The sequence below is a fragment of the Bombella sp. ESL0378 genome, assembly GCF_009725845.1.
In the GTDB taxonomy this organism is placed as follows: Bacteria; Pseudomonadota; Alphaproteobacteria; order Acetobacterales; family Acetobacteraceae; genus Bombella; species Bombella pollinis.
Genome location: NZ_WNIF01000010.1, coordinates 58,327 through 82,419 on the forward strand (window position 1 = coordinate 58,327; position 24,093 = coordinate 82,419).

General features: G+C 54.6%; 22 protein-coding genes. 14 read left to right on the top strand and 8 right to left on the bottom strand.

Annotation, left to right across the window (positions count from 1 at the left end):
- Positions 1-107 precede the first annotated feature (107 nt).
- The 7 genes from GM556_RS07630 to GM556_RS07660 all read left to right on the top strand — a co-directional run bounded on the left by GM556_RS07630 (position 108) and on the right by GM556_RS07660 (position 8,737).
- On the top strand, positions 108-1,838 hold the full coding sequence (locus GM556_RS07630) for a hypothetical protein (protein WP_196424791.1): 1,731 nt from the start codon (positions 108-110) through the stop codon (positions 1,836-1,838).
- Positions 1,839-1,935: 97 nt separating this feature from the next.
- Positions 1,936-3,276: a UDP-glucose/GDP-mannose dehydrogenase family protein gene (locus GM556_RS07635; RefSeq protein ID WP_196424792.1), complete on the top strand. Its 1,341-nt coding sequence runs from the start codon at positions 1,936-1,938 to the stop codon at positions 3,274-3,276.
- A 185-nt stretch (positions 3,277-3,461) separates the two neighbouring features.
- Positions 3,462-4,562, top strand: coding sequence for a hypothetical protein (locus GM556_RS07640; RefSeq protein ID WP_155579733.1), 1,101 nt, complete (start codon positions 3,462-3,464; stop codon positions 4,560-4,562).
- 42 nt (positions 4,563-4,604) lie between these two features.
- Positions 4,605-5,390, top strand: a complete 786-nt coding sequence (locus tag GM556_RS07645) for an MlaE family ABC transporter permease (RefSeq protein ID WP_370513399.1) — start codon at positions 4,605-4,607, stop codon at positions 5,388-5,390.
- 32 nt (positions 5,391-5,422) lie between these two features.
- The gene (locus GM556_RS07650) at positions 5,423-6,232 is read left to right on the top strand and encodes an ABC transporter ATP-binding protein (RefSeq protein WP_230873349.1); all 810 of its coding nucleotides are present in this window, start codon (positions 5,423-5,425) and stop codon (positions 6,230-6,232) included.
- 1 nt (position 6,233) lies between these two features.
- Complete coding sequence (radA, locus tag GM556_RS07655) at positions 6,234-7,640, top strand: DNA repair protein RadA (RefSeq protein WP_155579734.1); 1,407 nt, start codon at positions 6,234-6,236, stop codon at positions 7,638-7,640.
- A 110-nt stretch (positions 7,641-7,750) separates the two neighbouring features.
- The gene (locus GM556_RS07660; RefSeq protein WP_155579735.1) at positions 7,751-8,737 is read left to right on the top strand and encodes an MIP/aquaporin family protein; all 987 of its coding nucleotides are present in this window, start codon (positions 7,751-7,753) and stop codon (positions 8,735-8,737) included.
- Here GM556_RS07660 and GM556_RS07665 read toward each other — a convergent pair.
- The gene (locus GM556_RS07665; protein WP_155573420.1) at positions 8,734-9,333 is read right to left on the bottom strand and encodes a YigZ family protein; all 600 of its coding nucleotides are present in this window, start codon (positions 9,331-9,333) and stop codon (positions 8,734-8,736) included. The two genes, GM556_RS07660 and GM556_RS07665, sit on opposite strands and share 4 nt — an antisense overlap.
- A gap of 214 nt (positions 9,334-9,547) precedes the next feature.
- Here GM556_RS07665 and GM556_RS07670 point away from each other — a divergent pair, with 214 nt between their 5' ends.
- The 3 genes from GM556_RS07670 (at position 9,548) to GM556_RS07680 (ending at position 14,686) form a co-directional block, all read left to right on the top strand.
- Entirely contained in the window at positions 9,548-12,139 is a 2,592-nt protein-coding gene (locus tag GM556_RS07670) for an MMPL family transporter (RefSeq protein ID WP_155572570.1), read from the top strand.
- Between the two features lie 187 nt (positions 12,140-12,326).
- On the top strand, positions 12,327-14,057 hold the full coding sequence (locus tag GM556_RS07675; RefSeq protein WP_155579736.1) for an alginate export family protein: 1,731 nt from the start codon (positions 12,327-12,329) through the stop codon (positions 14,055-14,057).
- Between the two features lie 143 nt (positions 14,058-14,200).
- Entirely contained in the window at positions 14,201-14,686 is a 486-nt protein-coding gene (locus tag GM556_RS07680; protein WP_155572568.1) for a flavin reductase, read from the top strand.
- Here GM556_RS07680 and GM556_RS07685 read toward each other — a convergent pair.
- From GM556_RS07685 to GM556_RS07700, 4 genes are all read right to left on the bottom strand, one after another.
- The gene (locus GM556_RS07685) at positions 14,683-15,972 is read right to left on the bottom strand and encodes an Nramp family divalent metal transporter (protein ID WP_155579813.1); all 1,290 of its coding nucleotides are present in this window, start codon (positions 15,970-15,972) and stop codon (positions 14,683-14,685) included. The two genes, GM556_RS07680 and GM556_RS07685, sit on opposite strands and share 4 nt — an antisense overlap.
- A gap of 47 nt (positions 15,973-16,019) precedes the next feature.
- Positions 16,020-16,268 carry a DUF3297 family protein gene (locus tag GM556_RS07690; protein ID WP_099026547.1) on the bottom strand — a complete coding sequence of 83 codons (249 nt, stop codon included), beginning with the start codon at positions 16,266-16,268 and terminating at the stop codon, positions 16,020-16,022.
- 89 nt (positions 16,269-16,357) lie between these two features.
- The gene (locus GM556_RS07695; protein ID WP_370513624.1) at positions 16,358-16,828 is read right to left on the bottom strand and encodes a RidA family protein; all 471 of its coding nucleotides are present in this window, start codon (positions 16,826-16,828) and stop codon (positions 16,358-16,360) included.
- A 94-nt stretch (positions 16,829-16,922) separates the two neighbouring features.
- Positions 16,923-18,212: an O-acetylhomoserine aminocarboxypropyltransferase/cysteine synthase family protein gene (locus GM556_RS07700; RefSeq protein WP_155579738.1), complete on the bottom strand. Its 1,290-nt coding sequence runs from the start codon at positions 18,210-18,212 to the stop codon at positions 16,923-16,925.
- Positions 18,213-18,488: 276 nt separating this feature from the next.
- On the opposite strand from GM556_RS07700, the gene GM556_RS07705 reads away from it, so the two are divergent.
- Positions 18,489-19,268, top strand: a complete 780-nt coding sequence (locus GM556_RS07705; protein ID WP_099026550.1) for an alpha/beta fold hydrolase — start codon at positions 18,489-18,491, stop codon at positions 19,266-19,268.
- A 48-nt stretch (positions 19,269-19,316) separates the two neighbouring features.
- Here the strand turns inward: GM556_RS07705 and hisD are convergent, their stop codons facing one another.
- Genes hisD through gmk form a run of 3 tightly spaced genes read right to left on the bottom strand, consistent with a single transcriptional unit; the run spans position 19,317 to position 21,973 of the window.
- Positions 19,317-20,609 (bottom strand): histidinol dehydrogenase, encoded by a 1,293-nt coding sequence (gene hisD / locus GM556_RS07710; protein ID WP_099026551.1) that lies wholly within the window; start codon positions 20,607-20,609, stop codon positions 19,317-19,319.
- Complete coding sequence (gene hisG / locus GM556_RS07715) at positions 20,609-21,304, bottom strand: ATP phosphoribosyltransferase (RefSeq protein WP_370513398.1); 696 nt, start codon at positions 21,302-21,304, stop codon at positions 20,609-20,611. Before hisG ends, hisD begins: the two co-directional genes overlap by 1 nt.
- A gap of 45 nt (positions 21,305-21,349) precedes the next feature.
- Positions 21,350-21,973 carry a guanylate kinase gene (gmk, locus tag GM556_RS07720; RefSeq protein ID WP_155579739.1) on the bottom strand — a complete coding sequence of 208 codons (624 nt, stop codon included), beginning with the start codon at positions 21,971-21,973 and terminating at the stop codon, positions 21,350-21,352.
- Positions 21,974-22,204: 231 nt separating this feature from the next.
- Here gmk and pqqA point away from each other — a divergent pair, with 231 nt between their 5' ends.
- From pqqA to pqqC, 3 genes are all read left to right on the top strand, one after another.
- Positions 22,205-22,285 carry a pyrroloquinoline quinone precursor peptide PqqA gene (pqqA, locus tag GM556_RS07725; RefSeq protein WP_099026553.1) on the top strand — a complete coding sequence of 27 codons (81 nt, stop codon included), beginning with the start codon at positions 22,205-22,207 and terminating at the stop codon, positions 22,283-22,285.
- A gap of 145 nt (positions 22,286-22,430) precedes the next feature.
- Positions 22,431-23,348, top strand: a complete 918-nt coding sequence (pqqB, locus tag GM556_RS07730) for a pyrroloquinoline quinone biosynthesis protein PqqB (RefSeq protein ID WP_155579740.1) — start codon at positions 22,431-22,433, stop codon at positions 23,346-23,348.
- A complete protein-coding gene (gene pqqC, locus GM556_RS07735) occupies positions 23,345-24,076 on the top strand; it encodes a pyrroloquinoline-quinone synthase PqqC (protein WP_155572562.1) in 732 nt (243 codons plus the stop codon). Before pqqB ends, pqqC begins: the two co-directional genes overlap by 4 nt.
- The last annotated feature ends 17 nt before the right edge of the window (positions 24,077-24,093 follow it).

The following is a 24,093-nucleotide window of genomic DNA, read 5'->3' on the forward strand; positions in this document are numbered from 1 at the left end:
AAAATAAGAAAAAATACGCAAGAAATCCCAATAGATGATGTCAGAGAGAGGCTTTTAGCGTGAATAGAAAATCAAAGCATAGTATATATTCTCTTTATTACAGTTTTATGACAGTAACATTTCTGTCATATATTGCTCCTCACGCTATATCCTCTGCTCACGCCGCAGGCACCAATGATGCCATTGCACTAATGGAGCAGCAGATACATGCCATGCAGGCCCAACTTAACACTATGAAGCAAAAGCAAGCAGCGGAGAATCGGCGTATCCGTGCCGAGCTAGCCCGCCAGCGGGAATTAATCGAGGCTGACCCTTACGCCTCTCGCGCGCATCTCCTTGGGCAGAACACAACCGGTCCTTACGGGGTCGCCCCCCATAATGGGACCGGCCATGATGATGTTTTTGGCCTTGCCTCCTCCGCCATCATCACACCATCGCGCACAGCCAGCACTCCCTATGGGGAGCTGACCGCTATCCCTCCTGCTCACCCAGACCTCTATAGCCCACTGCGCCGGGGGCAATTACAAATTGGTGGCGTTCGTCTCACATTAGGCGGGTATTTGGAGGCCGCCGGGGTTTGGCGGTCCCGCAATAGTGCGGCTGATATTGCCAGTGCGTATAATGCCATCCCTTGGCATAATCAGCCTACATCGCATATGAACGAGTTCCACCAAACAGAGCGGCAAAGCCGCCTTGCTGCCTTAGTGGAGGGGATGCTTACCAAAAAACTTGAAGCTGATGCGTATGTGGAGACGGACTTCCAAGGGGCGGGGTCATCCTCCAACTCGCGGCAATCCAACTCTTACGTTCTGCGTGCCCGCGTTGTGTATGGGGAGCTAAAAGATAGTGCTGATGGCTGGTACATCCTCGGCGGTCAAAGCTGGTCGCTCATCACACTCTTTAACAAAGGCATGTTCGCCCGTGATGAACAAACCCCTATGGTGATCGAAGCCCAATATGTCCCTGGCTTTAATTGGACGCGTAACGCCCAATTCCGCGTTGTGAAAACCTTTGGTCCGCATGAACGCTACGCCGCTGGTCTCTCCATCGAGAATCCAAGCTCTGTCCCCGCTGGTGTCTCACCTTGCTCCACAGCGGCTCACCATTGCACCACGACTGACCGCCTCACCGGTACAAATGTCAACAACCCTTCCACCTATTATACCAGCGACCCCGCACCAGACCTCATTGCCAAAGTCGCAGCTGACCCCGGTTGGGGGCATTATGAACTCACAGGGGTGATGCGCTTCTTCCGAGACCGCAATAGCACGGTTGGCTCTGGCTCCAACCACACCACAATCGCCGGGGGCGGTGGTGGGGGGATGGTCCTACCTCTTATTGATAAAAAACTCTATTTCCAAGCTTCTGGCTTAGTCGGAACAGGGCTGGGCCGTTATGGCTCAACCAATATGCCCGATTATACCTATAACCGCACAGGTGGTGTAACCGCCTTACCAGAGGCCAGTATCCTCCTGGGCCTTTATGGCAACCCTATGAAGAACCTCAAGCTCTACTCCTATGCTGGGGCAGAGAGCGTCCTAAGCCGCCGTGCTTTTGATGAAGGCAGCAACCATTACGGCTATGGCAATCGCAACTTTGACATGCGCGGTTGCTCTACCGAACTCGCAACAAATTGCGCCGCCTCAGGCAATATCCACACAGTCGCCCAAGCAACAGGGGGCTTTTGGTACACAGCTGCGAAGGGTGATTACGGCACCCTCCTTGTCGGCGGGCAATATGCGCACACCCATGTACAAGCCTTCTCCGGCCTTGGCGGCAAACCCAAAAGCGATGCCGATATGGTCTTTATGTCCCTTCGCTACCAACCTTTTAACTAAGGAGCGTGCAAAATCCCTCTAGCCAGCATGGCTTACAACTGACAAAACCTAACGGCGTACCCATTCTTACTCACAATCCCACAAGCAGGAGGCCCCCATGCACATTACCATGATTGGCGGCGGGTATGTCGGGCTTGTATCGGGGGCGTGTTTGGCGGCCTTTGGGGCGAATGTAACCATCATAGAGCGTGACACCCAACGGCTAGACTGTCTCCAAGCTGGGCAAGTCCCACTTTATGAGCCGGGGTTAGAGGCCCTCATTACCCAACAGCAACAAGCCGGGCGGCTCACCTTCACACAGGATTTAGCCCCGGCCCTGCGCGACAGTCAGGCGGTGTTTATTGCCGTGGGCACCCCCACACGGCGGGGGAGTGGCCATGCTGATTTAAGCTATGTCTATGCCGCAGCGCGCATGATTGCAGCTCATGCGCCCGATAATCTACTCGTTGTCACCAAATCCACCGTGCCGGTGGGGACAGGGCGGCAGGTCGCGCATATCCTCCGCACCACCCGGCCTGACCTTACGTTTCATATCGCCTCCAACCCAGAGTTCCTCCGCGAGGGCCATGCGATTAACGACTTCATGCAGCCTGACCGCGTCATCATCGGGTTAGAAGATGAGGCACAAACCGCCTCCCATGCCCGTACCCTGCTAGAGGCCCTCTACGCCCCCTTACACACCCCGCAAAATCGCCTCATTTTTATGGGCATTGAAAGTGCAGAACTCACAAAATATGCAGCCAATGCCTTCCTCGCGATGAAGGTGACCTTCGCTAATGAAATGGCCGATCTCTGCGAGGCCACAGGTGGTCATATTGCCGATGTAACACGCGGCATGGGGCTAGACCCCCGCATTGGCCCTGCTTTTTTAACACCGGGGCCCGGCTATGGAGGCTCGTGCTTTCCCAAAGATACGCAAGCTTTGGCCACATCGGCCCGCCAAGCGGGGGCCCCCACTCAGCTTATCGAGACCACCATCGCCGCTAATGAGGCCCGCAAACGCCGCCTTGCGGAGCGCATCATCGCCCTCGCAGGCCATAACATCACCCATTACACAATCGCCGTGCTTGGGCTGAGCTTTAAGGCCCATACTGATGATATACGCCAAGCCCCCGCTTTAACCATCCTCCCTTTATTGCATGAAGCTGGCGCAACACTCCGCGTTTATGACCCCCAGGCGATGAACGCCGCACGCCCGCTCCTCCCCCACGATATCAGCTACGCGCGTAACGCCCTCCACGCCGCAGAGGGAGCCGATATGCTGCTTATCCTAACAGAATGGCCAGAGTTTGCAGCCCTTAGCCCTGCCGATATTGCCCCCACCATGAAAGGGAGGCTCATTGTGGATTATCGGCAGATATGGCACCAAAATGACTGGCAAAAGGCAGGATTCAACTATCACGGGCTTGGCTATAAAATGGCAGAAGAGCCACGATGACCCCCTATCGCGCAGAGGTCTCGCGGGCAAATCTTACCTCTTTTTTAAACGAGGCTATCTTCATACAAAAGGGCTGCTTATAATACAGCAGGATAAAAGGTGACGGATGGGCCTATATTGCCCTATCATCTGCTCAGCTATTTTAAGCGGCCGGTGCCGCTATTTTACCAATCGGGAGTCCCTGTGTGAGTACGCATAACGTCCGGGTTTGTTTATCTCTGTTCCTAAAACGCGCTCTTTGCGTTGGAGCTGTGCTGGGCGGTGGCCTCTTTGCCGCTAGCAGCTTTGCAACAGAAGCGACCCATACCGTTCTCCGTGCTGATGAGCTGGACCTCAGCGTCCCTTGTGCGCAAGTGCATATCAAGGTGGACCCTGCCCTTAAAAACAGCATGGTATTAGAGACAGCTTCTGGCCTCTCCCCTGCCATCCAAACCGTTAAAGATGGGACAGAAAGCCACCTCCATATTGCTCTTAAAGCCTGCCAAAAAGGCGGGGTTATGGCCTTGCGCCTCTCTGGTGATACGGCTCTTACCCTCCATGACAGCCCTCAAGCGCACATTACCATCAGCGGGACTCTCACAACGCTGGAGAGCAATCTAGATGATGCCTCCCTGGATGTTGATCATGTCGAATCCCTAGACCTCTCCATCTCCGGCACAACGCAGGCCCATATTTTCCAGCTTGCTCGTGCCGCGCAAATCAACGCTACAGGGGCTGCGCGGCTAGATATTGATAACGCGCTTCTCTCAGCCCTATCGGCCCAGCTCTCCGATAATAGCCAGCTTTCCATCGCGCAGGGGCAAATTGATAACGTAACGCTGACAGGCTCTCAACAGGCGGAAGCCTCCATCATGGCGACTGTCAATAATGCCAATATTATAACGAATGATGCCGCTCATGTTACTCTCAATAAAGTAACGGGCACTGTGCAAGATGGGGGAACAAAACACATCTCCCACACCACACCGGCAGAGCCTGCAACACAACCATCTCCCAAACCAACACCAACACTACAGCCCGATGGCCAAGCTCAGGGGCTGAATAATCCTGCCCTACCGCATGCAACGCCTGCCCCTACACCTACAGCTACACCAAAAGCATCGCTCTCCCCCCACGAAGCCACACCTCCCAGCACTACATCGGCACAGCCTATCAACGCAGCACAGCCCCCCGCGATACCACCCAAAATGACGTCTCCCACAACACCGGCTGATAACGGCACACAACCACAAACAGCCCCACAAGCGACACCAACACCAACGCCACAAGGGCAAATAGCGAAATGACCCGCCCCCTCCACAGGGTCGGCATAATATAGAGGCAATTTTGTGAGACTATTCACCCTCCCTTTCATCTTCCTTGGGCGTTATATTTTAAAAGCATTGCACCATGCTGGGGCCTTGAGCTTATTTGCTCTGCGTGGCCTCGCTGGGGTGTTTCGTCCACCTTTTTATGGGCGGATTATCCTCTCCTGTTTGTTAGAGATTGGCTTTCTCTCCCTCCCTGTTGTGGCCTTAACGGCGATTTTCTCCGGTGCGGTTATTGCGCTGCAATCTTATAGTGGCTTTAGCCAATATCATGCTCAAAACGCCATTGCGGGGATCGTCGTCCTCTCCATCACGCGGGAGTTGGGTCCAGTCTTAGCGGGGCTTATGGTTGCTGGGCGCATCGGGGCCGCCATTGCCGCCCAAATCGGGGCGATGCGCGTTACCGACCAAATAGATGCCCTCAGCACATTAGCAACAAACCCTATCAAATATCTCGTCACACCCCGCTTGCTCGCAGGCTTGTTGGCTCTGCCCTTCCTTGTATTGATTGCCGATATTTTAGGCGTCTCTGGCGGGTTTATTGTCGCTGTAGGCAAGCTGGATTTCAGCCCGGCCCTCTTTATCAACACAGCCTATAATGCCCTCCATGCGCATGATGTCTTAGTCGGGCTTTTAAAAGCGGCTGTCTTTGGGTTTCTCATCGCTCTGCTGGGCTGCTACGAGGGGTATAATAGCCGCGGCGGGGCAGAAGGTGTGGGCCGGGCTGCAACCGCAACGGTTGTGGCAGCCTCCATCCTCATCCTCGCTTTTGATTACCTCTTAACCGACCTCTTTTTCACCGCATGACGCGCCTTACCTCACCCCCGCCCCGACAGGACATGATGACCCAACAGCCTTGCATCCGCATCCGTGGCTTAAAGAAATCCTTCGGCAACCGCACCATTCTCAATGGGATTGACCTAGACATCCCCGCTGGGGCCTCTACCGTCATTATTGGCGGCTCTGGCAACGGGAAATCCCTCATGCTGCGCTGCATCCTCGGCTTGATTGAGCCTGATGAAGGCATCATCGAGATTGATGGCGAGGACATCCTCCGGGCTTCCACCAAGCGCCGCGATGCGCTGCTAAGACGCATTGGGATGCTTTTCCAAAACGCTGCGCTCTTTGATAGTATGAGTGTGATGGAAAATATCCTCTTTGGCCTCAAAGCCAAACGTCATGGCCGTACTGCCCTCCCCCACCGTACAGAGTTGGAGCAAGAGGCCTTCCACCTCCTAGCTCAAGTCGGTCTTGGCCCCAATGTCGCCCCCCTCAACCCGGCAGAACTCTCCGGCGGGATGCAAAAGCGCGTTGGTCTTGCTCGTGCCTTAGCAGGACAGCCCGATATTCTCTTTTTTGATGAACCCACCACAGGGCTAGACCCCATCATGTCCGCCGTGATTGATGGTTTAATCAGCGATTGTGTGACCCAACGAGGCTCCACAGCCCTAACCATCACCCATGATATGACCTCCGCCCGCCGCATTGGGGACCATGCCGCCATGCTGTATGGGGGAAAGATTATCTGGCAAGGCCCCGCCTCGGACCTCATGAATAGTGGCAACCCGATTGTTGACCAATTCACGCATGGACGGCGGGAAGGCCCCATCACCACCACGATGACGGACCAACCAGCAATAGGGGGCTAATATGGCCAAAAAGCCCACTAGCATCTTTATCTGCCAAAATTGCCATGCCCGTTATCCAAAATGGACAGGCCGATGCGACCAATGCGGGGAATGGAATAGCCTAGAGGAAGAAGCCAGCACCCCAACCCCCAGCAAAGCCCAACCGGGCAAACGCGGTACGGGGCTAAAAACCACGCGGCTTGATGGCACAGCAGCGCCCCCACCGCGCCTTAATACCAGCATGGCAGAATTAAACCGCGTCCTTGGTGGTGGGCTTGTCCCCGGCTCGGTCGTGCTGGTGGGGGGGGACCCCGGCATTGGCAAATCCACCCTCATGCTCCAAATGACCTGCGCTTTAGCCAAAGCGCACCATAATGTTCTTTATGTCTCCGGAGAGGAGGCGATAGACCAAATCCGCCTCCGTGCCCAACGGTTAGAGCTGGATAAAGACCCTAAAGCCCTAGACCAGCTAGACCTTGCAGCCTCTATCAATGTCAATGACATCGCCACAACCTTGGAGGAGAATCGCAGCCTCCATGTCGTAGTCATCGACTCCATCCAAACCATGTGGCTAGAGAGTGTCGCTAGCGCGCCCGGCTCGGTCTCCCAAGTGCGTAATTGTGCTTTTGAGCTTATCCGCCTTGCTAAAACGCTTGGCTTTGCCCTCATCCTCATTGGACATGTGACAAAAGAGGGAGCCTTAGCCGGCCCGCGCGTTTTGGAACATATGGTTGATGCGGTGCTGTATTTTGAGGGGGATCGCGGCCATCAATTCCGTATTCTCCGTGCGGCTAAAAACCGCTTTGGTGCAACGGATGAAATCGGCGTATTCGCCATGACCGATACAGGCTTGCGGGAAGTCCCCAACCCCTCCGCCCTTTTCCTTGCGGAGCGGCATGGCAATATCGCAGGCTCTGCCGTCTTTGCTGGGTTAGAAGGCACACGCCCTATTTTGCTGGAGGTACAAGTCCTTCTCTCCGCCAAAAGCAGCGATGGGGCCCCACGGCGGGCCGTGCTAGGCTGGGATAGCTCCCGCCTGAGTATGATTCTCGCAGTGTTAGAGGCACGCTGCGGGTTAAAGCTTGGGAGTATGGACGTCCATCTCAACATCACAGGCGGGCTGAAGATTAACGAGCCCGCTGCCGACCTCGCCGTTGCAGCAGCCCTCATCTCTGCCGCAACAGGCCAACCAACCGCCCCACATGAGGCTTATTTTGGGGAGATTGGCCTCTCTGGCGAAGTGCGACAGGTCAGCCAAACAGCAGTCCGACTGAAAGAAATCTCCAAACTCGGCTTCAAACAAGCTGTCATACCGCGCCATGTAGGTACAGCCACAGCCCGCCCCAAAGGTCCAGCCACCCTCACCATTGCCGAAACAGGCCATCTCAGCGACCTTGTCCGCCGCTTCTCCCCCGCTGCGGGGTCATGAAATCGGGAAACATTAAAAACCTCTTACAGCCCTTGACCTTTCCCCACTCTTCCCGAAACACTAATGCCCACCACAATATGATCTTGTCTTAACACTGGGTCCATTCTCCCATGACTGACCGCAAGAAAACCTACACAGCCCGGCATGTTCGCTACCCTCATATTCGTCTGCCGCATATTCGCTTTTCCCGCAGAGAGCTGACAGACCGCCCCCTAGAAGGCAAACCCCACCCAGACCAACCCTTCCATTGGAAGCTCTATGCCATGGAGGCCATCGCTACGGCCATCATGCTGCTTCTTGGCATTACCGTCACCACAATTTTAGCCGCCGATGGCTCCCCTGTGGCGGCTTTTCTGGCCCCTTACCCCATTCTTCGCTCTGCCCTTATTGGCCTCTTCTTCGGCCTAGCGGGGACGATTGCCACACTCTCCCCCTTTGGGAAAGTCAGCGGGGCGCATCTCAACCCCTCTGTGACGTTGGCATTCTTCCTAAGCAAGAAAATCCGTTGGTTAGATGCTCTGGGTTACATATTTGCCCAGCTCATTGGGGCTTTTACAGGGACGCTCCTCGCAAGCCTTGGGCTGAGCATCCTCCTGCCCTTCTGGCAGCCTCTTGTGACACAAATCCACTATGCAGGGACCTTCCCCGCTTCCCATTATAACCTTGGCTTTATTGCTTTGATGGAAGGCATCGCCACCGCAGGGTTGATTCTCGTCATTTATTTCACCGCATCACGCCCACGCCTTCAGCATTTTACCACATGGATGTGCGCGCTTTATTTTGCGATTACTAACCCGTTTATCTCCGGCTTTTCTGGCAATAGCACCAATTTTATGCGGACCTTAGCCCCCGATACCTTAGCCCATAACCTCCATGGGATATGGATATATCTTGTCGGGCCTTTTATGGGGGCGGCTATTGCGTTGCAACTCGCCCGCTTCCTCGTCTCTCATCATGGCCTGCGGGAAGCGCGCATCGTCAATTTTGGCCATCATGGCCGCGTACCCCGCTATTCCGCCCCGGAGGCCAAAGGCCCTTCACCTGACGAGTTAAAACGTGAGGATAAAAAAGAAGCGGCTCAACAAGACACCCCTTAGTCCGGCTCATCATCCAATACACGGATAGGCTCTTGCCCGCGTGTGAGGTCCCTCAGCCATGCCTCAACCTCCTCACGCGCTTGCACGGGGACAGCCAGCTCCATCACGGCCCCTGCCGCACCAAAAGTACACTCGCGCACCTCCACGCGCCATCCCGGTAATTTGGCCTCTACCTCCGCATAAATCGGGAAAGGACAGTGGAAGCCTAGCCGAACCCGCTCGACCCACTCACTCTTTGCTGCCTCGCGCAAACAAGCTGCTGCTGCCCCGCCATAGGCCCGCACCAGCCCCCCGGCCCCAAGCTTCACCCCCCCAAACCAGCGGGTGACAACGACCATAACCCCCTCAAAATCCTGCCCTTCTATCGCAGAGAGAATAGGCCGCCCTGCCGTGCCAGAGGGTTCCCCATCATCATAAACACGGTACCGCCCCCCAACACGAAACGCCCAGCAATTATGCGTTGCCTCTGGCACAGCCACTTGGGCCAGAAAGGCCATCGCTCCGGCTTCATCCTCCACAGGGGCGGCCATAGTGCGGAACACACTATGGCGAATAATCGTTTCATGCTCGGCTATGCCGTCTAATGTCCAAGTCATACGCTCATTCTGCCCTAGAAAGGCTGTGCCCGCCAAGCCACACCGCACACTCCTTTTGCAATCATCTTACCTTAGATGAGGCCTTTCTCCTAAAAGGGGAAACCGCACGCTATGGAAAATCCCGCCCTATCGCGCTACTACTGCCTTCATCCACAAGGCTAGAATGGGCCAATATCCAGCCTATTACACAAGGGTAAAAGAGGATCACACTGCCATGCTTTCCACGCTGACAAACCGTCTCAATGCGTTTTGTGGCCGCCATGTCGCCCTTGTATTGACCATTTTTACCTTGTTATGCGCTGGCTCGGTATGGCTTAGCCTTAACCATCTCGGCATCACAACCGAGACCGATAAGCTCTTTGCCGATACCCTCCCTTGGAAGCAAAAAAACCATCAATTAGAAGAACTTTTCCCCGGCGAGAAGAACACCCTCGTCGCCATCATCAGCTCCGCTACACCTGAAGAAGGGCGCGAGGCAGCGCACGATCTTGCCGCCATCCTCGCACAAGACCATGAGCATTTCGATAAAGTCAGCCAACCTGATGCTGACCCTTTCTATACCCGTAATGCCTTCCTCTTTATCGATACAAAAGAGCTAGAACCCCTGCTCGATTCCATCATCGCCGCACAACCATTCCTCGGCACCTTAGCTGCCGACCCTTCTGCACGCGGCCTCTTTGGCACATTCGGCCTTATGGCAACAGCCCTTAAAACTGGCCAACCCATCCCTGCTAGCTTCAATACCGCTCTTGATGGCCTAACCCATACATTAGAGCAAGGCATGACAGGCCAAGCCGCCCCCCTCTCTTGGGAGAAATTACTCTCCGGTGGTTTGAGCGACCTTGGCGGGCATTACCAATTTGTCGTCACCCATCCACGGCCTGATTTCTCCTCCTTTGAGCCCTCAGAGGCCGCCACAAAAGCCATGCGTGCGGCCTTAAACACACTGCCCAGCGTCAAAGCAGGACGGACCCATGCGCTCATCACCGGGGAAGCGAAACTCAGTGATGAGGAGTTCTCCACCGTTGCCCAAGGGATGGTCATCGGCCTTATCATTTCTTTCGCCCTTGTTGCGCTTTGGCTCATCCTTGCCGTGCGGACATTGCGCGTTGCTATCCCCATCCTCCTGACGCTCATCATTGGCTTGTTACTCACAACAGGGTTTGCAGCCTTAATTGTCGGCACCTTGAATATGATTTCGGTCGCCTTTGCCATCTTATTCGTTGGGATTGCGGTCGATTTCGCCATTCAATTTGGTGTGCGCTTCCGCTGCCAAAAGGATGAGCAGAACCAACCCCTCGCCCCCCTTGCAGCCTTAGAGCGCACCGGCAAAGAGAGTGGCCCGCAAATCTTTGTTGCCTCCCTAGCAACAGCGGCGGGCTTCCTCGCTTTCACACCCACGAATTTTGTAGGGGTTGCCCAATTAGGGCTTATTGCTGGGGGCGGGATGATCATCGCCTTCTTCTGCACCCTGACTCTTCTACCCGCTTTGCTGATGGCCTTCCGCGCCAAACCGGGGGCGAGCAGCACGGGCTTTACATCTCTCCTGCCGATAGACCGCGCTTTACAGCGTTATCGCACCCCTGTTCTGAGCATTTTTGGGGTGCTCGGCCTTATCGGGCTTTGCCTTATCCCACGCCTGAGCTTTGATGCCGACCCCCTCCATACCAAAAAGCCTGACACAGAGGGCATGAAGGCCCTTAATCTACTGGAGGAAAACCCCCTCACAACCCCGTATAATGCCCAAGTCCTCACCCCAGACATTGCTACCGCTGCACGCCAAGCGGCGGCCTTTAACAAGCTCGAAAGCGTACATGATGTCCTCTGGCTTGGGGCCCTCGTCCCCGATGACCAAGACGCTAAAATCCAGCTCATCCATGATGCAGGCGACATCATCCTCCCTACCTTAGATGTTAACCACCCAGCCCCGCCCCCTTCCGCCGCGGAACTCCGCCAAGCAGCCCTTAAAGCCGCTCATTCTTTTGATGGGTTAGACGGTAAATTAACCCCCGCCCTCGCTGCTTTACATAATGCGCTTTTACGCCTCTCTACCGCCCCTGATGCCACATTGCTCTCCACCAATGAGGCCCTCACCCACTTCCTCCCCGCAGAGCTTAACCAGCTTAAAACGCTCCTAGTCCCCCCACCGTCCATTACGATGCAGAGCATCCCGGCCCATATCCGTGCCGACTATATTGCCTCTAACGGGGCCTATCGTTTGGTCATTCACCCTAAAGGACAAATGTCCGAGACCAAGACGCTCCATCGCTTCGTCAATGAGCTAGAGACGGTCACCCCTGATATTTCCGGCCCAGCTTTGGAGATTATCGCCAGTGCCCAGACCATCACACACGCCTTTATTACCGCAGCTATCTGCGCCATTATCGCCATTGCGCTAATTTTACTCATCACATTGCGCCGCGTGCTCGATAGTCTCCTCGTGCTGCTGCCCTTACTCCTCTCCTCACTCCTCACGGTGATTCTCGTCATCACGGTGCCGGAGCAACTCAATTACGCGAACATCATCGCCTTACCCCTTTTGCTAGGGGTCGGGGTGTCCTTTAACATCTATTTCGTCATGAACTGGCGTGCAGGGTTGCATAATCCCCTTTCCTCCCCCACAGCACGAGCGGTTTTATTCTCTGCCCTGACAACTGGTTCCGCCTTTGGCTCTTTAGCAGCCTCTATCCATCCGGGCACCGCTAGTATGGGGCGGCTTTTACTTCTCTCCCTCACCTGCACGCTCATCTGCTCACTTGTCTTTATCCCCGCCCTCTTACCGGGGGAAAAAGAGGACTTAAAATAAACCTCTTTTGAGAAAACTGGCTGATTATAAGGGGTTTTTCATAAGCCCCTTTATTAATCGGTAATCCATATCTCTGTAAGAGGTTTATTTGATGAGTCTCTTTGAAGAACTTTTGCGTTAAATCAATGTTCTAACCTCATTTTAATCATCTTCTGGGGCCGTAAAAACCATAACAAGGTCCCATGTAATGCCCAAAAGACCCTTTCCCCATATCGTCCTTTACACCACGCTCCTGACAGCTGGCCTGGGCACCACACTGTCACCTGCTCATGCTGAAGCAAGCAGCACAACTCCCGCTAGTACCGATTCTTCACAGCTAAAACGCAGCATCCTCGACCGCATCATGCACACAGCACCGGGCGGCTGTCCGGCTGAAGCCCCCCAATCTAACCCTTATGGCATTTGGGCTCGTGGGGATGGGAGTGAGACAGGCTTCGGCCCCGTCTCCCAATATGGTACCCCAGCGGGGATGGATAGCATCAGCCAGCCTAAAACCGGCCTTTGTGACCGTGGCGACCCTTTTGATAGCTATAAGCACATGAAGCTTAATGATAGCGGCTCCATCTGGCTTAGCCTTGCTGGGGAAACGCGGCTGAATAACTGGTACGATAGGCGGCCTGTCTTTGGTGCAGCGATTGACCCTACCACCTCCATGAAGGCCCGCCCCTTTAACTCTGGCCGCTTTGCTGTCCGTAATCTTTGGAGTGCGGACCTCCATTTTGGCCAGCATGTACGCTTCTTTGGCCAACTTATTAACGCTGATGCTGGTGGGTGGCGCGGCTATAGCTATGATGGCACCTTCCGTAAAAACTTAGACCTTCAACAAGCGTTTGTAGAGCTTAGCGGCAATGCTGTTGGAGGGCATGGCGGCTTCATCTTTGGGCGGCAGCAATTCCTTGATGCGCCTGACTATATGATCGGTAATCGCGATGTGCTGAACGTCCCACTCAGCTGGGATGGGTTCCGCATTTACGAGCATTGGAACCGCGTCCGGTTTGATGGTTTTTATTTCATCAATACAAAGAACAACCATACAGATAGCTTCCGTGGGGGGAACTCCCTTTTCCACGACACACTTGATTATAAAACCCGCCTTTATGGGGCTAACATCACCTATGCGCCGCCGGATTTCCACTTCCTTGGGGAGGCAGGATATTCCTTCATCAACATCTTCTATTATGGCTATGAGCTTAACGGCGGGCCTGCCCAGCAAACAGTGATGTATAATGCCTCCGCATTAGGCCACACCAAACGCAATAACTTTGGCATGCGGTGGCATGGGGAGGCCGGGCCTATCAGCTTCTCCTTTGGGGGAGCGTATCAGCAGGGGCGGTTCTATCAATCTTATAACGCCGCAAACCATTATGATAAAATGAACCGCCATGTAAATGCGTGGTCCATGAATGGCACGGTGGATTACCATTTCCGCCATGTTATGTGGCATCCTACCATCGGTGTGCAGGGCGATGCTTATTCCGGCGGTGGCGCACGCGGGACGACAGGCAGTGTGAACACCTATATCGAACCCTTCGGTGTAAACACGAATTATCTGGACCCCACCAATTACCTCACCGGGCAAAACTTGATCGACTTTGCTCCAAAGGCGAGCTTCTCCCCCACCAACTATCTAACCTTCCAACTCAAACTACCCATTTATTGGCGTTACAATACGGGGGATGACACATACTCCATCTATGGGCGTAACATCTTCCAACGGCAATTCACCTCCGGGAGATATAATGCTTATAACTACGACTCCTTTGTCGGGATTGCCCCACAAATGGCAGCAAGCTTACGCCTTGGCCCTCATTTAACCTGGGATCATCATGTCGTCCGCTTCCTTACATCCCACGCCATGCACCAAGCTGGCGCACATGATGCAACCTATTACCAATCCTCCCTTACCCTCACTTACTAACTTGATAGGGGCAGAAATGCCCCTTTCCCCCTCACCTTAAAAGACTAACAGCTGTTTTCACTCTTGGATTTACAAAAAAGCCTTGATAAACCCCTTATCCGTCCTTCTTTAGTCCTATTTATTCTGCCCTGAAAGTCTCCCCCATGCAGGCTATCTTTCGCAATGCTATGAGTCGCCTTGGCTCACCTGTTACACTCGTTACCACTGATGGCCCTGCGGGGCGTTATGGCTTAACAGTCTCCGCCATAACGAGTGTTACCGATACCCCGCCCACAATATTGGTCTGCTTTAATCGTGCTAACGCATCGCATGAGGCCTTTTTGACCAACAAAAAACTCGGCATTAACATCCTCGGTAAAGGCCATGATGATCTCGCCTGCGCCTTTGCTAATAACCAACTCACCGCGACAGAACGCTTCACATGCGGGCAATGGCACCCCGGCCCGCTCGGCTCCCCCTTATTAGACGGCGCGCTGGCCACGCTTGATTGTACGATAGAGAATACACACACCATCGGCACGCATGACGTCCTCATCTGCCGGGTGCATGCCATTACAATAGATGATGGGACACGCCACGGGCTAACATGGTTTGACCGGGCCTTCCATCACCTACCAACACGCGCCTAAAACAGGGCATCGCTTAGTAATTTTACATTCAACCCAACAATCACCAGCACCACAAACCACGCTAAAACAGCCCATAAGGGCGTAAGACGAAACGCCCCCATCTTCTGCCGGCTTGAGACAAACCAAACAAGCGGAATCATCGCAAAGGGCAACTGCATGGAAAGGACAATCTGGCTCAATACGAGCAAATCCCCCACCTTCCCCTGCCCATAAAGAGCAACAATAACAATAACGGGCAACACGGCTATGCCACGGGTGATGAGTCGCCGCAGCCAATAAGGCAACCGTAAGTGAAGGAAGCCCTCCATCACAATTTGCCCTGCTAACGTCCCTGTAACGGTGGAGTTTGTGCCCGCAGCAAGCAACGCTACGGCAAATAAGGTCGAGGCCAGCCCAAAGCCCAACACGGGCGAAAGCAGCCGCCACGCATCGCTAATCTCAGCCACATTTTGATATTTCGTGCCATGGAACGCCGCCGCAGCCACAATTAAAATCGCAGCATTGATGAACAAAGCCAGCGTTAAAGCCAATGTGCTATCCCATGTCGCCCAGCGCAGCGCATCCCGCCGCCCTTCCACCGTACGCGGGTAGGAGCGGCTTTTTACCAAAGAGGAATGGAGATAAAGATTATGAGGCATAACTGTAGCCCCAATAATCCCAATCGCCACATACAGCATATCGGGGTTCGTCAAAATATGTGGCGATGGCACAAAGCCTTTTAAAATCCCCCCAATAGACGGGGATGCCGCCACAAGCTGTATGCCAAAGCACACAGCGATAATCCCCAAAAGGGTTATCACAAAAGCTTCCAGCGCGCGCATCCCACGTTGCATGAGCAATAAGACGAGAAAAACATCCAAAACGGAAATTAACGTCCCGACCATAATAGAAAGGCCAAACAATAAGTTCAGCGCAACAGCCGTGCCGATAACTTCGGCCAAATCACACGCAATGATGGCGACTTCACAAGTCAGCCACAGGGGAATGTTTACCCAACGTGGTAACCAGTCGCGGCAGGCTTGGGCAAGGTCACGCCCTGTTACAATCCCCAACCGTGCCGCAAGGGCTTGGAGCAGGACCGCCATAATATTGGCCAGCAGAATGACCGATAGTAAACGATACCCAAACCGTGCCCCACCTTGTAGGTCTGTGGCCCAATTACCGGGGTCCATATACCCCACGGCAACCATATAGCCAGGGCCAATAAAGGCTAAAAACCGCCTCAGCCAGAAGCTTGCCCGCGCCGGTACAGCCACAGCACCACGCGCCGCATCCTCAACGGGCATATAGTCTGCCTCAGGCACGCTTTAATCCTTTATGTTAGAGGGGCTAATCAGGACGCCGCCTCACCTTTAAACCAGACTTCAACAGGGCCATTCAGCTTTAACGTCATCGGCCGGCCCCGCCGGTCTAAAGACCGCCCTACAGAGACACGAATCCACCCCTCACTCACGCAATATTCCTCAACATTGGTCTTTTCTTCCCCTTTAAAGCGCACACCTATGCCGCGGCCCAATATCTCCTCATTATAATAAGGGCTATCAGGGTAGATAGAGAGGCGATCAGGTAATGTATCACTCATCGAATCAGTCATCCTTTCATTAAAATCTGGCAGATGATTCTGGCAGGCTGCCCTTCCATAACAACCAACCTACCAAAAAGAAGCCCTCTTTAAGCGACTTCAAACATCGCTTCAACTTCTACCGGGGCATTCAGCGGTAAGCTCGGCACACCAACGGTCGAGCGGGCATGTTGGCCAACCTCCCCAACAAACACCACAGCAGCAAGGTCAGAAGCCCCATTCATCACAGCAGCATGATCGGTAAAATCAGGCGTGCAGGCCATAAAACCACCAAGACGCACAACCCGCCGCACACGGGAAAGATCACCCCCCAAAGCCGTATTAAGCTGGGCCAGAATATTGATAAAACATGCTCGTGCGCATGCTGTCCCTGCTTGATTGGAGACTTCACCACCCAACTTACCAGTAATCAGCAATTTACCATCCACTAATGGCAACTGCCCGGAGACAACCAATAAATTACCCGTCCGCACAACAGGGAGGTAATTCGCCACAGGGGCAGCGGCAACGGGAAGCTCAATATTTAACGCAGCGAGACGACTTTCTGGTGTGGACATAATCTTCTCCCTTTTTCTCCCAATGGGGTCAAACCCTGCACACCCTGCGCTGTAAAGCCTCTCTTGCCAAGGGGCCCCGAGCAAGAAATCCCCCCCCTTACCCAGCAGCACGCCCCAAAGCCTGCGTTAAGTCTGCCAAAATATCCTCTGGATGCTCCAATCCAATCGACAACCGCACATAGCCGGGGGAGACCCCTGCCGCCTTTTGCTCCGCCTCGCTCAACTGCGCATGGGTTGTAGAGGCAGGATGGATCGCAAGGCTCCGCGCATCGCCAATATTAGCGACATGATAAAACAGCTCCAACGCATCAATAAAACGTTGGCCTGCCTCACGCCCGCCAGAAAGCTCAAAGCCGACAAGCCCGCCAAAGCCCCCCTGCAAAACAGCTTCCGCACGCTGCCGTGCCTCACCCTCCTGCAAGGCGGGGTAGATAACGCGCTGCACGTCAGGACGCCCCTGCAAAAACTGCGCCACTTTTAGCGCATTCTCGCAATGGCGCGGCATCCGCAGTGGTAAGGTCTCCACCCCTTGCAAAAGCTGGAAGGCATTAAAGGGCGAAAGAGCTGCCCCACCATCGCGCAGCAATACCGCTCTTGCCCGCAGCGCATATGCAACTGGCCCTAAAGGACGAGCAGCCTCCGTCCAAATCGCCCCATGATAGCTTGGGTCTGGCTGTGTGAGCAACGGGTGACGCTGCCCCCATTCAAACTGCCCACCATCAATCACTAACCCACCAATAGAGGTCCCATGCCCGCCAATATATTTGGTCGCCGAATACACCACAATCGCCGCACCATGCGCTAAGGGACGTGCCAGTAACGGGGTGGCCGTATTATCAACAATCAGAGGGATCCCCAAGGCGCGTCCCGCTTTGGCAATCGCTGCCATGGGAGCGACAATCAATTTCGGGTTCGGCAAAGTTTCTACATACCATGCCCGCGTCCGCTCATCACTTGCCGCTTCAAAGGCTGCCGGGTCGGATGGGTCCACAAAACGCACCTCTATACCCATCATCTTGAGGGTATGGGCAAAGAGATTCCACGTCCCCCCATATAGGTCCGTCCCGCTGACGATATTATCCCCAACCTCCGCGAGATTTTGCACCGCTACAGCCGATGCCGCCTGACCAGACGCCACCGCTACAGCCGCTGCCGCCCCCTCTAACGCGGCCATGCGTTTTTCAAACACATCAACTGTTGGGTTTGTCAGGCGGGAATAAATCATCCCCACATCCTTCAGCGCAAACCGGTCCGCCGCTTGTTGGCTGCTCTCAAATTGATAAGAGGTCGTCTGATGGATAGGTGGCACGACAGACCCCGTCACCGGGTCAGCCCGCCAACCAGCATGCAGGGCTAATGTTTCGGGATGATATGTAGTGCGTGCCATGGGGGCCTCCTCAGTAATATCTCATCCATAAGACGAACAAGCAAAACGGACTTTATCCCTTTAGGGCATATTATACCCCATCAGCACAACTACCCCCTACCGATGAACCTCTTTGAAACAGATAAGAACACTTAATATGTTACCTTTTTAAAATAATCTCCAAAACCTAAACTCGTTGTAATAGCTCTCATAGGGAATATAGGATTGATTTTATCCGTAATAACTCTATAAGCGGCGGTTCTTCTCATAATTTCAGTCCGTTAGAGGGTTACAGTCATGCAGCTCGCTTCCCTTATTCGCAATGAAACAGGCCTTGATAATGCGCCAACGGTCGTTCTGCTTCATGGTGTTTTTGGGCGGGCGCGTAACTTGGGCATCCTACAACGGGCCCTTAGCCCTTATTTTAACACGGTTGCTTTTGACCTCCGTTGCCATGGCGAGAGCGACCACGCCCCCATCTCCTACCCGGAAATGGCCAAAGATGTACTTGAAAGCATGGATGCACTCGGTATTGAGAAAGCCCATCTCGTAGGCCATTCCATGGGCGGGAAAACAGCCATGGCCACCACGCTGACCGCCCCGGAACGTATTGAAAAGCTGCTCATCGCCGACATCGCCCCCGATACGATGATTCATGGCCAGCATGACCTTGCCCAACAGCTTTATCATACGCCGCTTCCTGCCCTCAGCAGCCATGCCGAAATCCGCAAGTTCCTTCATGACCTCACCGATGACCCCTCCGTAGGCGAGCTCATTGCCCAGCACATCACCCCCGGTGACCCTGCCCAATGGAATATCGGTGTGACGGATATTGTCGCTAGCTTCCCCGTGATTCAGGAATGGCCAGTCGAAGCCTTTAGCGGCAAAACATGGGACGGCCCTGCCCTCTTTATCCGTGGCGGGGATTCACCTTACATCAAGCCCCATCATCATGCTGTCATTCAGGATTACTTCCCCAAAGCGGAGGTCAAGACCATCCCCAATACCGGCCATTGGCTGCATGTGGAAGATGCCCCCAGCTTTAACGCCATGATGTTGGACTTCTTCCGCGGGTAACCCCATCAAAAAAGGCCGCCCTCATCAAAGGAGCGGCCCTTTTTAACATCAGCCCTTCTTTAAACGCTCAGAGAGGCTGAGGGCGTGGGCATCTAACCCTTCCTCCCGTGCCAAAATCACCCCAGCAGGGCCGACCTGTCTCAACCCTTCCATATCTGTCTCGATAGAGGTTGTCCGTTTCAGGAAGTCATAAACCGAAAGGCCAGAGGCAAAACGGGCCGTGCGGCTTGTCGGCAGAACATGATTCGGCCCACCAACATAATCCCCTACGGCCTCTGGGCAGAACCGCCCCATAAAGATAGCCCCTGCATGGCGGACCTTCTGGCTAAAGGCCCGTGGTTCATCCAACAGCACCTCCAAATGCTCTGGGGCGAACTCATTCACCACATCAGCAGCCTCATCTTCGCTATGAACAATCACCACAGCCCCGCAATCTGCCCAACTTTTCCGCGCAATATCTGCACGGGGAAGGGTCTTTAACTCCGCCTCAACCGCAGCGATGACCTTATCAGCAAAGGCTTCATCCTGCGTAATCAGTACTGATTGTGCCTGCTCATCATGTTCAGCTTGGGCGAGGAGGTCAATCGCGACAAGGCGCGGGTCATTCTTCCCATCCGCGACCACCACAACCTCGGATGGCCCGGCGATGCTATCAATCCCCACATGGCCAAAAACTTGCCGCTTCGCCTCTGCTACAAACGCATTACCCGGCCCTACGATACGGTCCACCGGGGCGATGCTCTGCGTGCCATAGGCCAAAGCCCCTACCGCTTGCGCCCCGCCAACACGGTAAATCTCCGTCACACCACAAAGGCGCGCGGCCTCCATCACGAGCGGATTTAGCACGCCATCTGGCGTTGGCACGCACATCGCCAACCGCTTCACCCCCGCAACATGCGCTGGTAGAGCATTCATCAACACAGAGGAGGGATAAGCCGCCTTCCCACCGGGGACATAAAGCCCTGCCGCATCGAGCGGTGTCCAGCGCATCCCCAAACGCAAGCCTGCCTCATCCGTATAATCAAGGTCTTTAGGGAGCTGCGCTTCATGAAAGGCCCGAATCCGCTTTGCTGCAAAGGCCAGAGCCTCCTTTGTCTCCGGCGCAACACGCGCAGCGGTTTCGGCAATCTCTGCCTCACTAATGCGTAGCTGCCCTGCCTCCAATGTGAGGCGGTCAAACCGCGCTGTATAAGCACAAAGGGCCTCATCACCCCGCTTTTGCACATCTGCCAGAATCGCACGCACAGGCTCTGCGACAGAGCCGCTTTGCTCTCCCCGGCGAGCCAAAACCGCCTTTAAATGCGCCTTAAACTCTGGCGATGCGGTATCAAGACGCTTCATCAAGCACACTCCCCTTGCTGCATAGATTGCGCCACAGCCGCCCGGAAACGCTCAATCAAAAGCCCGACTTCCTCCGGTCGCGTCTTTAAGGCGATACGATTTACAATCAACCGGCTTGTAATATGCGCAATCGTCTCAACCTCCTCCAACCCATTAGCCCGCAAGGTCGAGCCGGTATCGACAAGGTCCACAATCACATCGGCCATATCAAGGGCTGGGGCAAGCTCCATCGCCCCATGGAGATGCACAATCTCCGCATTCACCGCGCGCGAGGCAAAATGACGCCGCGCAATGGCCGGATATTTTGTGGCCACACGCAAGCGGGACCGCCCCTCTGGCGGCTCATCCTCCCCACTCCCTTTAGGCCGCGCAACAGCGATACGACACCCGCCTATCCCAAGGTCTAGCGGGGCATAAAGGTCGGGGTAGTCAAACTCCATCAGCACATCAGCCCCGCAGACGCCAATGTCCGCCCCGCCATAAGCCACAAAGGTAGCAACATCAAAAGACCGCACCCGCACGACGTCCAAATCCGGACTAGAGGTCGGAAAACGCAAACGGCGGCTGCTCTCATCAAGGCAATCTTGTGCTGGTTCAAAGCCTGTATGATGCAACACAGGGCGCAAAGCTTTAAGAATCCGCCCCTTTGGGAGGGCCAGAATAAGCGGCGTTTTTACCTGCGTTTCACTCATCATTTACGCTCCTGCTCACATAACCTCCCCAGCTTAGCAAAGCCCGGCCTACCCCGCTACAGGCCAGAGAGCCTCTAGGTCCTTCCTGCGGGCACGGGCTAGCCGATTCGCCACAAGGACAGACCGTGCCTCCGCAACCGCTTTATCCAAATCATCATTGACCAACACATAATCAAACTCTGGCCAATGAGACATCTCGCCCATAGCGGCCTTCATGCGGGCGGCAATTTCCGCATCGCCATCGGTCTTACGCCCCCGTAAACGGGCTTCTAATTCCTCCAAAGAGGGCGGTAGAACAAACAACCCCACTACATCATCTGCCATGGCCTGACGCATCAGACGATGGCCTTGCCAATCAATATCCAAAATCACATCCCGCCCAGCGGCAAGAGCAGCTTCTAACGGGGCACGGGGGGTGCCATAGCCACGGCCAAACACTTCTGCCCATTCCAGCAACTCCCCCGCTTCGGCCATGCGGCGGAAGGTTGGCATATCACGGAAGTAATAATGCACCCCTTCTTCCTCACCGGGGCGAGGTGCGCGCGTTGTGACAGAAATAGAGGTAAAGATAGTCGGATCGGCCTCACGCAGAGCTTGCGCTATGGTGGATTTTCCCGCCCCTGAAGGCGCAGAAATAACCAAACACACACCCCGCCGTGATGGCTTTGCCATAACATCCCCTCGCTTGATATTTTATAATCCGCCTCATGTGCCAGAAAAAAAGCCCCATGACCAGCAACCCCTTTATCAGGCTAAACACGATAGTTTTACGTTACGCTGCGGTTTCTACTGGCCTTTTTGGTTAAGTTTGCTTTATCCTCCCAATGGGGAGCTTCCCTAAAGAAGGGACACGCTCACCCTTGTGCAGCCTTGCACAAGTCACGCTACATAAGGAGTACCATCATGGCATGGAACACACCGAAAGTAACCGAAATCCCCTTGGGCGGCGAAATCAACTCTTATGTCTGCGGCGAGACGAAATAACCTCTCCGCAGCCATGCGTTTAGGGTGGGAGGCTCCTTTTTACAGCCTGCCACCCTATCCATGCGCCTCCCCAAAGCTGCGTAGTCATACACGCTCAAAACGGTATCGGCGCATCAGCCAGACACAACCATAAGAGGCCATCCTCATGCTTGATGTCATTATTTTAGGGGCCGGTGCGGGGGGAGGCTTCCCACAATGGAACTCCGCCGCAAAAGGCTGCCTCCTCGCCAGAGAAGGCAAAAAGGCCAAAGCCCGCACGCAAGCCTCCCTCGCCGTAAGTGGGGATGGGCAGCATTGGTTCCTCCTCAATGCCTCACCAGACCTCCGCCAGCAGATTCTCGCTACCCCGGCTTTACATCAAACAGGGGCTATGCGCGGTACCCCCATCCAAGGGGTCATCCTTGCTGGGGCGGAAATTGATGCCATTACCGGGCTGCTCACCCTCCGCGAGCGTGAACCTTTCACCCTTATGGGCAGCCCTTCCACTCTCGCTCAACTCGACCGCAACCCCATTTTTGAAGCCCTAGATCGCAGCATCATCCCCCGCCTCCCCCTCACCGAGGGTGCGCCTGTGCCGCTCTTGCTGAAAGATGGTTCTCCTTCTGGTTTGATGCTGGAAGTCTTTACCGTGCCGGGCAAAGCCCCGCTTTATGTGGAGCATGAAGGCACAAAACCCGATGATACGCTTGGCCTTGCCCTCTCTGATGGGCAGAAAACGATGCTTTTCATCCCCGGCTGTGCGGAAATCACCCCCGCCCTTAAAGAGCGTGTCAGCCATGCAGACCTTCTCTTTTTTGATGGCACACTCTGGCATGATGATGAGATGATTCGCGCCGGGCTAAGCCCCAAAAGCGGGCATCGCATGGGCCATGTCTCTGTAAATGAAGCCGATGGCCCCCTCGCGCAATTTGCCCATTGCACGAAGCCGCAGAAGGTCTTCATCCATATCAATAACTCCAACCCCATCTTACTAGATGATAGCCCCCAACATCACACTGCTAAACAAGCTGGCTGGATTGTGGGGGAAGATGGGATGCGCTTTCAACTAAAGGCCGAATCATGAGCACTCTCCTCACACCAGATGAACTTGAAGCCCGCCTCCGTGCCATCGGGGCAGAACGCTATCACCGCCAACATCCGCTCCATAAAGCGATGTATGAAGGCAAGCTGACCAAAGGGCAGCTCCAAGCCTGGGCCTTAAACCGCTATTATTACCAAGCGCAGATTCCCAAAAAAGACGCAACCCTCCTCGCTCGCCTCCCCACGACTGAACTCCGCCGGGAATGGCGACGCCGTATTGAAGACCATGACGGCACCGCCTCCAGCCCCGGCGGGATTGCACGCTGGCTAAAGCTGACGAGCGGATTAGGGCTGGATGATGCTTATGTAGAAAGCCTTGAGGGCCTCCTACCAGCAACACTCTTTGCGGTAGATGCTTATGTAGCCTTTGTGCGCGACCGCTCCATACTCGCTGCCATTGCCTCCTCCTTAACGGAGCTTTTCTCCCCCACCATCATTGGAGAGCGTATGGAGGGGATGCTCCGTAATTATTCTTATATCTCGGAGGAGACTTTGGCCTATTTCAAGCCGCGTCTCACCCAAGCCCCGCAGGATTCCACCTTCGCGCTTAATTACGTCAAAACCCATGCCCGCACGCCAGAGCAACAGCAAGAAGTTCTTCACGCATTAGAGTTTAAATGCGCTATCCTCTGGCAACTTCTGGATGCGCTGGACCACGCTTATGTAGAAGGCAACATCCCCCCCGGTGCCTTTGTGCCAGACATCCCCTAACATCCCCAACCGCCTGA

Excerpts from the sequence above, each read along its gene's own strand:
- GM556_RS07630 (WP_196424791.1), top strand. The coding sequence starts at position 108 with ATGACAGTAACATTTCTGTCATATATTGCTCCTCACGCTATATCCTCT.
- GM556_RS07635 (WP_196424792.1), top strand. The coding sequence starts at position 1,936 with ATGCACATTACCATGATTGGCGGCGGGTATGTCGGGCTTGTATCGGGG.
- GM556_RS07650 (WP_230873349.1), top strand. The coding sequence starts at position 5,423 with ATGATGACCCAACAGCCTTGCATCCGCATCCGTGGCTTAAAGAAATCC.
- radA (WP_155579734.1), top strand. The coding sequence starts at position 6,234 with ATGGCCAAAAAGCCCACTAGCATCTTTATCTGCCAAAATTGCCATGCC.
- GM556_RS07660 (WP_155579735.1), top strand. The coding sequence starts at position 7,751 with ATGACTGACCGCAAGAAAACCTACACAGCCCGGCATGTTCGCTACCCT.
- GM556_RS07665 (WP_155573420.1), bottom strand. The coding sequence starts at position 9,333 with ATGACTTGGACATTAGACGGCATAGCCGAGCATGAAACGATTATTCGC.
- GM556_RS07670 (WP_155572570.1), top strand. The coding sequence starts at position 9,548 with ATGCTTTCCACGCTGACAAACCGTCTCAATGCGTTTTGTGGCCGCCAT.
- GM556_RS07675 (WP_155579736.1), top strand. The coding sequence starts at position 12,327 with ATGCCCAAAAGACCCTTTCCCCATATCGTCCTTTACACCACGCTCCTG.
- GM556_RS07680 (WP_155572568.1), top strand. The coding sequence starts at position 14,201 with ATGCAGGCTATCTTTCGCAATGCTATGAGTCGCCTTGGCTCACCTGTT.
- GM556_RS07685 (WP_155579813.1), bottom strand. The coding sequence starts at position 15,972 with ATGCCCGTTGAGGATGCGGCGCGTGGTGCTGTGGCTGTACCGGCGCGG.
- GM556_RS07690 (WP_099026547.1), bottom strand. The coding sequence starts at position 16,268 with ATGAGTGATACATTACCTGATCGCCTCTCTATCTACCCTGATAGCCCT.
- GM556_RS07700 (WP_155579738.1), bottom strand. The coding sequence starts at position 18,212 with ATGGCACGCACTACATATCATCCCGAAACATTAGCCCTGCATGCTGGT.
- GM556_RS07705 (WP_099026550.1), top strand. The coding sequence starts at position 18,489 with ATGCAGCTCGCTTCCCTTATTCGCAATGAAACAGGCCTTGATAATGCG.
- hisD (WP_099026551.1), bottom strand. The coding sequence starts at position 20,609 with ATGAAGCGTCTTGATACCGCATCGCCAGAGTTTAAGGCGCATTTAAAG.
- hisG (WP_370513398.1), bottom strand. The coding sequence starts at position 21,304 with ATGATGAGTGAAACGCAGGTAAAAACGCCGCTTATTCTGGCCCTCCCA.
- gmk (WP_155579739.1), bottom strand. The coding sequence starts at position 21,973 with ATGGCAAAGCCATCACGGCGGGGTGTGTGTTTGGTTATTTCTGCGCCT.
- pqqA (WP_099026553.1), top strand. The coding sequence starts at position 22,205 with ATGGCATGGAACACACCGAAAGTAACCGAAATCCCCTTGGGCGGCGAA.
- pqqB (WP_155579740.1), top strand. The coding sequence starts at position 22,431 with ATGCTTGATGTCATTATTTTAGGGGCCGGTGCGGGGGGAGGCTTCCCA.
- pqqC (WP_155572562.1), top strand. The coding sequence starts at position 23,345 with ATGAGCACTCTCCTCACACCAGATGAACTTGAAGCCCGCCTCCGTGCC.